The 7511-nt window shown below is 36.8% G+C and carries 7 protein-coding genes; 2 read left to right on the forward strand and 5 right to left on the reverse strand.

Going from position 1 to position 7511, the window contains the following annotated elements; genetic code table 11:
- The 4 genes from SLH51_RS18450 to SLH51_RS18465 are packed head-to-tail and all read right to left on the reverse strand — an operon-like array spanning position 1 to position 4664.
- A complete protein-coding gene (locus SLH51_RS18450; RefSeq protein ID WP_335962930.1) occupies positions 1-1482 on the reverse strand; it encodes a Na+/H+ antiporter subunit D in 1482 nt (493 codons plus the stop codon).
- Positions 1475-1813, reverse strand: a complete 339-nt coding sequence (locus tag SLH51_RS18455; RefSeq protein WP_332690789.1) for a Na(+)/H(+) antiporter subunit C — start codon at positions 1811-1813, stop codon at positions 1475-1477. The genes SLH51_RS18450 and SLH51_RS18455 overlap by 8 nt, the downstream gene beginning before the upstream one ends.
- Complete coding sequence (locus SLH51_RS18460; RefSeq protein WP_390184058.1) at positions 1813-2250, reverse strand: Na(+)/H(+) antiporter subunit B; 438 nt, start codon at positions 2248-2250, stop codon at positions 1813-1815. Before SLH51_RS18460 ends, SLH51_RS18455 begins: the two co-directional genes overlap by 1 nt.
- Positions 2247-4664 carry a Na+/H+ antiporter subunit A gene (locus SLH51_RS18465; protein ID WP_335962931.1) on the reverse strand — a complete coding sequence of 806 codons (2418 nt, stop codon included), beginning with the start codon at positions 4662-4664 and terminating at the stop codon, positions 2247-2249. Before SLH51_RS18465 ends, SLH51_RS18460 begins: the two co-directional genes overlap by 4 nt.
- Positions 4665-5007: 343 nt before the next feature.
- Here SLH51_RS18465 and SLH51_RS18470 point away from each other — a divergent pair, with 343 nt between their 5' ends.
- Complete coding sequence (locus SLH51_RS18470) at positions 5008-5229, forward strand: hypothetical protein (RefSeq protein ID WP_335962932.1); 222 nt, start codon at positions 5008-5010, stop codon at positions 5227-5229.
- A 103-nt stretch (positions 5230-5332) separates the two neighbouring features.
- On the opposite strand, the gene SLH51_RS18475 is transcribed toward SLH51_RS18470, so the two are convergent.
- Positions 5333-5473: a sporulation histidine kinase inhibitor Sda gene (locus SLH51_RS18475; protein ID WP_332691367.1), complete on the reverse strand. Its 141-nt coding sequence runs from the start codon at positions 5471-5473 to the stop codon at positions 5333-5335.
- A gap of 709 nt (positions 5474-6182) precedes the next feature.
- Between SLH51_RS18475 and yqeH the strand changes: the two genes are divergently transcribed.
- Positions 6183-7292: a ribosome biogenesis GTPase YqeH gene (yqeH, locus tag SLH51_RS18480; RefSeq protein ID WP_335962933.1), complete on the forward strand. Its 1110-nt coding sequence runs from the start codon at positions 6183-6185 to the stop codon at positions 7290-7292.
- Positions 7293-7511 lie beyond the last annotated feature (219 nt).

Here is a 7511-nt window from a genome sequence, read left to right on the forward strand (position 1 = left end):
CTACTCCTTAAGAACAGATTCGATATAAATCGATGGGTCTAGGATTTGTTCTGCCACTTGTAATGAATATTGGAAGACAGGTTCTGCTGCAAAACCTAAGATAATTGTCAACGCAACAAGTGGAACGATCGGTAAAAGAAGCTTTCCAGCTTTAAAGTTTGCTTGCTTCTCTGTATGTTTTTGTTCCCCCCAGAATGCATAGATGAAAATCTTCATCATTGAAAATAAGGTTAATAGTCCGACTGCAAGAGCAACAGCTGCTATTACATAATTTCCTTCTTCAAAACCAGCTAAAATAATTGGAAACTTACTAAAGAAACCACTTAATGGCGGGATCCCAGCTAGCGAGATGGCTGATATGAAGAACATCCATGCTAGATATGGATGAGTTTTAAGCAAGCCACCCATCTTCTTAAGATCTGTTGTTCCAGTTATCCGCTGAGTAGCACCAGCAAAGAGGAACAAAGCAGATTTTACAATAATATGGTGAGCGATGTAATAAATAGCTCCTGCAACAGCAAGTTGTGAGTAAATACCAAGACCCATCACCATGTATCCTACCTGACTAATAATGTGATAGGACAGGATACGTTTAAAGTCAAATTGAGACACGGCTCCAAGCACTCCAAAAATCATCGTAAACCCAGCAATTGTTACAATGAGGTAATGAGTAAAACCAGGATCATGTGTGAAAATGAGTGTGAAAGAACGGATAATCGCATAGATTCCAACTTTCGTTAATAACCCACCGAACAAAGCAGCAATCGCTGCAGGTGGACCATAATATGAACGAGGGAGCCAGAAATACAGTGGAAATAATCCACCCTTCATTGCAAAGACAACAAAGAAAAGGACGGCGATAACGTTCAATACACCTACTTGTTCAAGTTCAGCAACGCGTTCAGCAATTTGAGCCATATTAAGCGTACCAGTTACAGCATAAATGTAAGCAACACCAACGATAAATAAAATTGACGCAAACACGTTAATTACTACATATTTTAAAGACTCACGTAACTGGTATTTTGTTCCTCCCATTACAATGAGAATATAGGAAGAGATCAACATAACTTCAAAAAATACAAACAGATTGAATAAGTCACCTGTTAAAAACGCACCGTTTACACCTGCAAGTAGGAAAAAGTAGAACGGGTAGAAAAAGAATTTTTCACGTTCTGATGAAATCGTTTGAAAGGCAAAAAACAAACAAACGACCCCAACGATACTACATAAAATCACCATCATTGTTGCAAACATATCTGCAACGAGCACAATTCCAAATGGAGCAGGCCAATTCCCTAACTCAAGAACTGTGATGCCATTCTGATAGACAAAAACTGCAATATAGATAGATAGGATTAGCATACCAATTGCTGTAATTCCACTAACAACACGTTGAATGGTATGATGCTTTGCAAATAAGATTAAGATTGTTCCAATAATAAACGGGATTAGAACCGGTAAGATTATTAAGTTATTCATCAGCAGATCCCCTCAATTGGTCTAAATCATCTGTCTTATGTTCTTTGTATGTTCGGTAAGCTAGAACAAGTAAGAAAGATGTGACCCCAAAACTAATTACAATTGCTGTTAGGATAAGGGCCTGTGGTAGCGGATCACTATAGGCATCTGATCCTAAGCTTAACAGCGGTGGCGTTCCTCTCTGTAAGCCAGCCATTGTTAAAAGCAACATATGAGCTCCATGTGATAATAGGATTAGTCCTAAAATAACACGTAATAAGCTCTTTGTTAAAATCATATATGTCCCGACCATGAAGAGGATACCAACAGTTATGGACATGAGTATTTCCATTAAGCATCATCCTCCGCAATCGTTAAAATAATCGTTAAAGCAATGCCAACAACGACTAAGTAAACACCTAGGTCAAATGGCAATGCCGTTGTAAGTTCCGTTTCTCCTAAAATAGGTAGTTGATAATATTCAAAGAATTGAGTAAGAAATGGATATCCAAATAGCATACTCGAAACGCCTGTTGCAATCGCAATTAAAAGGCCAATCGCAATCATTGACGTGAAGTTAAACGGCAATGCCGATTTTATACTCTTCATATCAAACCCAAGATACATTAGAAGAAGTGCACTAGCTGTCATTAATCCTCCGATGAAACCTCCGCCGGGATTATTATGTCCGGCGAAGAATAGGTACACTGAGAAGGCGAGGATGATGAAGGTGACAACTCTAGTGATTGTATGAAGCATTAATTCATTTGATTTGATTTGTTTCTTCACACATCTTCCCTCCCTGTCATTCGTAACTTAATTAGAGCTACTACACCAAGTGCAGCAATACCTAGTACAAGTACTTCAAGAAGAGTATCAAGGCCACGGAAGTCAACAAGGATAACGTTAACCATATTGTAACCGCCTGCTAGCTCTTTTGAATTTTGAATAAAATACTCTGCAATTGATTCGTAGTTTGCTTCATTCCCAAGGGCAGCTGCACTAAAAGCAATGGCTGTTACAAGTCCCCCAACAGCAATCGAAATAATCAAGTTGACAATGTTGAAACGTGGTTTAAACGATTCTTTTCGTAACTCAGGTAAGTGATAGAACGCTAGCATAAAGAGAACAACAGTTACTGTTTCAACTAACAGCTGAGTTAACGCTAAGTCTGGTGCTCGGAAAACAACAAAGAACAAGGCTAGAAGAAATCCGATGACACCGACAACAATAATCGCTGTAATACGATGGTTGATAAATGGCATGACTACCGTTGCCCCAATAAACACAAGTGTTAAAATCCACATAAAAGGATCAATTCCTGTCACATTGACAGTATCAATTGCAAATGCATCGTAACGGAACATCGTATAGCCAAACAGTAAAATCATAAATACGCACATGTAGACAAAATAATCACGTAACAGTCCTGTCATTTGAATACGTGTGACAAACTGAGAACCGCTAATTAATCCAGACAAAGAATGGTCATAGAACCAATTGAGAGGGTCGCGCTCTTTTTGGTAAACCGCCATTTTTGCCCAATTTTTCATCATTAAAAAGATGAAGGTACCAAGCGCAATCACTCCTATTGTCATAAATAACTCTGTGTTAAATCCATGCCAATGATAAATGTTTACATAGAACCTATCATCAGGACCTAACAGATTTGGAAGAATAGAAGCCATAGCTGGTTCAATGAGTGTGTATGCAAGTAAATTTGGGAAGAAACCAAATATTACGACTAAGGAACCTAATATAATTGGACTAATTAACATTCCAATCGGGGCTTCATGCACGTGTTTGACATCATAGTTTTCTGGTTTGAACTTTCCAGTAAAGGTTCTAAAGAACATGACCATACAGTAAACAAATGTGAAAACACTAGCAATCCAAGCGAGGATCGGGAAAAGTATCCCTAAAGTCTGCATGTTGAAAATGTCAAGTTCTGTTGAGTTTAGAACACCTGTAAAAAACATTTCTTTACTAAGGAACCCATTAAATGGTGGCAAACCTGCCATGGAAGCTAAACCAATCAATGAAATGGTAAATGTAACAGGCATAATCGTCATTAATCCACCTAGTTTACGAATGTCACGAGTTCCAGTTTCGTGATCAATGATACCAGCTGTCATAAAGAGACTACCTTTAAATGTAGCATGATTGATCAGGTGAAAAACTGCAGCAAGAATAGCAGTTGTGTAAATGGTTTCTGTACCAGATCCGTAATAAAGAGAAGCAGACCCAAGACCAAGCAAACACATAATCAAACCGAGTTGACTGATAGTTGAAAAAGCAAGGATTGACTTAAGGTCTTTTTGGCGAACAGCAGAGATAGAGCCCCAGCATAGGGTTGTAACCCCAACTGCCGATAAAATCCAGAACCACTCAGCACCACCACCGAAAACGGGTGTTAGGCGAGCTACTAAATAAATTCCTGCTTTAACCATTGTTGCAGAGTGTAAGTATGCACTTACTGGTGTAGGAGCTTCCATCGCATCTGGTAACCAAATGTGAAATGGAAATTGTGCTGATTTTGTAAAAGCTCCAAGTAAAACGAGAAGCATAGCAGGTAAAAAGAGTGTACTCGTTGTAACTAAATCGACATTGGCAATGATTTCACGAATGCTAAATGTTCCCGTCATAACATAAAGAAGGCAAAAACCACCAAGCATCGATAAGCCACCAAACACAGTAATAAGCATTGATTTCTGTGCACCGTATGTAGATTTTTCACGATGGAACCAATAACTAATTAGTAAAGAAGAAGCTAAACTTGTTAATTCCCAAAACACGTAGAGGACAATTAAGTTATCGGATAAGACAACTCCTAGCATAGCCCCCATGAACATAAGTAAGTATACGTAAAAGTTATTAAGCTTTTCTGTTTTATTCGATAAATAGTAGATCGAATAAAGGATAACTAGTGTACCAATCCCCGTAATTAATAAAAGAAACAGTAAACTTAAACCGTCAAGATACACAGTAAAATTAATCCCTAGAGAAGGAACCCAAGGGACAGTATATTCTATAACGTCACCAGCAGAAGTTATAGGAATAAATCGAATAAAATAAATAAACAAGACAAGCGGGAGTACAAGGACGAACCACCCCGTATGTATTGGTCTTGCGTACTTATAGAGAAAAGGAATCAAAATGGCTAACAAAAATGGGGAGATTGTAGCCCAATGTAAAACCGTCAAAATGATATACCTCCTTCTTAATTGTAATCCAAGTTAAATTGTGCATTTTTATTCATTCCACCCTAATTATTATGCCTATCTCCTTACACAACTCGCATGCTAAATAGAAGTATAACCTAATTTTTTAACACGTGCATCCGAGACGCCTTTAGCATTAGCGGATTTTCTAAATATTATTAAATATGTAGAAATAAGATTAAAAACAGTAAAAAAAAATTTTTTAACGCGTTTGTTTTGTAGTGGTTTATGGAAGTATCGACAAAATTTGGCAATTGTATGTATATTTTTTTTTGTTATGTACCACTCTATAAAAAAGAAGGTTTCCCTAACAGGAGTGACAGCTATGACGAAAAAGAAAAAAGGACTAGTGTCAATTGGTATCTTTCTATTCCTCTTTGCTGGAGGTTGGTACGCCAATGAATTTAATAACCGAACAATCCATGAAAAAGGATTAGATTGGCCTAATTCAGTAAACGTCCAACAGTTAAATGAAGACGTTCCTACTACATTCCCTTTTCAACCACGAGAGTACATTCGAATTGGGAATCGCATGCCATTTGAGTGAGTGAACTTGCCAATTAAAAAAAGCAGCTATCGCACTTTTGTCGATAGCTGCTTATAAAGAGTGTTCTAAAGGGGAAATGACCTTTTGGAACACTCTTTTTCATTTAAGAGGATAATTTTATTTTGTCAGAGAGGGAACGTCTTGCTATTTCTACGCGAATTAATTCAATAAAATCATGATTTAAGTTTAATTCTACAGCCTTATAGTAAGTCTCAATAAGAAGCTCGTCCGAAAGGTTTTGCATATTGTTCCTGTCGAATGTAGACAGGTTCACCTCCTCTGGTATTGTTAATCTAAATTTTTTATAGGAATAGTCATTCATTATGTGAATATGATAGTAAGTTGTTCTTTGTGATTTCATCCTACCATGTCTTCCAAAATAGAACAACTGTTCTACTTATCCACACTTGATGGTGGATAAGTTGTTAGTTCCCTGTTTATTACCATTTAAAACCCTTTGTTTTAATGATGTATAACGTGTATAAAGTTATCCACAAGTGTTGATTGTTGCTTACCTTTGTCGAAAAGTTTTTAAAAATGATGAAAAAATTTACATTTTTTCTAATAATGTGTTGTACAAAAGTCAATTTTTGCATGGTTTAACTAACACTTAAGATAGGGAAGTGGCGTTATTTTTCAACTTGAGAGTAGTTTTTAAAGATCCCATACATAATTTATTGAAAAAGAAAGTGACTAAAGGTATAGTTAAAGTTTGGTAATGCCCGTTAAAAGAATGGTGGGTTGTTTCAAATGACCATCACACCTACTCGTTTTATACTGGAACAGGTATCCCTTGGAAAAGTAGGGTGGTAAAACAGATTGAGAATGCCGGATGAGAGGAAGAAATGTCTCTCATAATATAGAAAGAGGATGAAAAGAAAGTAAAACGATAGCTAAAGTTACGTAGCAATATTCAATTGATTGCTCAAGCAATGAAATTGGGAGGGTGAATAATGGAAGAAAGAAGTGTAATTTGTGCAGGCTGTGGTGTAAAGATTCAATCTGAAGCCAAAGATAAACTGGGTTATGCTCCGATGACAGCATTGGAAAGAGAGGTAATTATCTGCCAGCGGTGTTTCAGGTTAACACATTATAATGAGGTTCAAGATGTATCATTAACTGATGATGATTTCTTGAAAATCTTAAATGGCTTAGGCCAGAAAAAGGCGTTAATAGTAAAAGTTGTTGATATTTTTGATTTTACTGGTAGTTGGTTGCCGGGATTACATCGTTTTGTTGGAGGAAATGATGTATTGTTAGTTGGAAATAAAGTCGATTTATTGCCGAAATCCTTAAGTCACAATCGATTGATTAATTGGATGAAAAAATCGTCTAAAGAACTTGGACTAAAACCTATTGACGTAATGCTAATGAGTGCAGAAAAAGGAATTGGGATTGAAGAAGTAGCATCTGAAATTGATCGTCTTAGGAAAGGTCAAGATGTGTATGTTGTTGGTTGTACAAACGTTGGAAAATCAACATTTATTAATAAAATAATTGAAACATTCAGTGGGGATACAGAACAGTTAATTACAACATCACATTTTCCAGGTACAACATTAGATATGATTGATATTCCGCTTGATGATGGACGAGCCCTTTATGATACTCCAGGAATCATTAATCATCATCAAATGGCTCATTATATAGATAAGCAAGAATTAAAAGTGATTACGCCGAAAAAAGAGATTAAACCAATGGTTTATCAATTGAATGCAGGTCAAACGTTATTTTTTGGTGGACTTGGTCGTTTTGATTTTGTAAAAGGAGAGAGGACTTCTTTTACTTGTTATTGTTCAAATGAATTACACATTCATAGGACGAAACAAGAGAAAGCAGATGATCTATATCAAAATCACCTTGGAGAGTTATTAACACCACCCGGACCTAAAAGCAAAGAATCACTTCCTCCACTGATGAAGCATACATTTCATATTAAAGATAAAAAGGTGGACATTGTTTTCTCAGGACTTGGCTGGGTAACAGTAAACGGTACAAATATCGACGTTGAAGGCTATGCCCCAAAAGGAGTTAACGTAACAATCCGAGAATCAATTATATAAGAGAGGTTTTTCAAAAAGGTCGATTTTTACCTTTTTGAAAAACCTCGAAGCAATGAGCGGAACCGCTACAAGGTTTTAAGTATTCAAGGAGTGGGTTTCTCCTTGAATACGAGTAGCGAGAGAAGCCATTGCCGCTTCGAAGAAAAAGGTCGATTTTTACCTTTTTGAAAAACCTCGAAGCAATGAGCGGAACCGCTACAAGGTTTTAAGTATTCAAGG

It is taken from the genome of Halalkalibacter kiskunsagensis (assembly GCF_037027555.1).
In the GTDB taxonomy this organism is placed as follows: domain Bacteria; phylum Bacillota; class Bacilli; order Bacillales; family Bacillaceae_D; genus Halalkalibacter; species Halalkalibacter kiskunsagensis.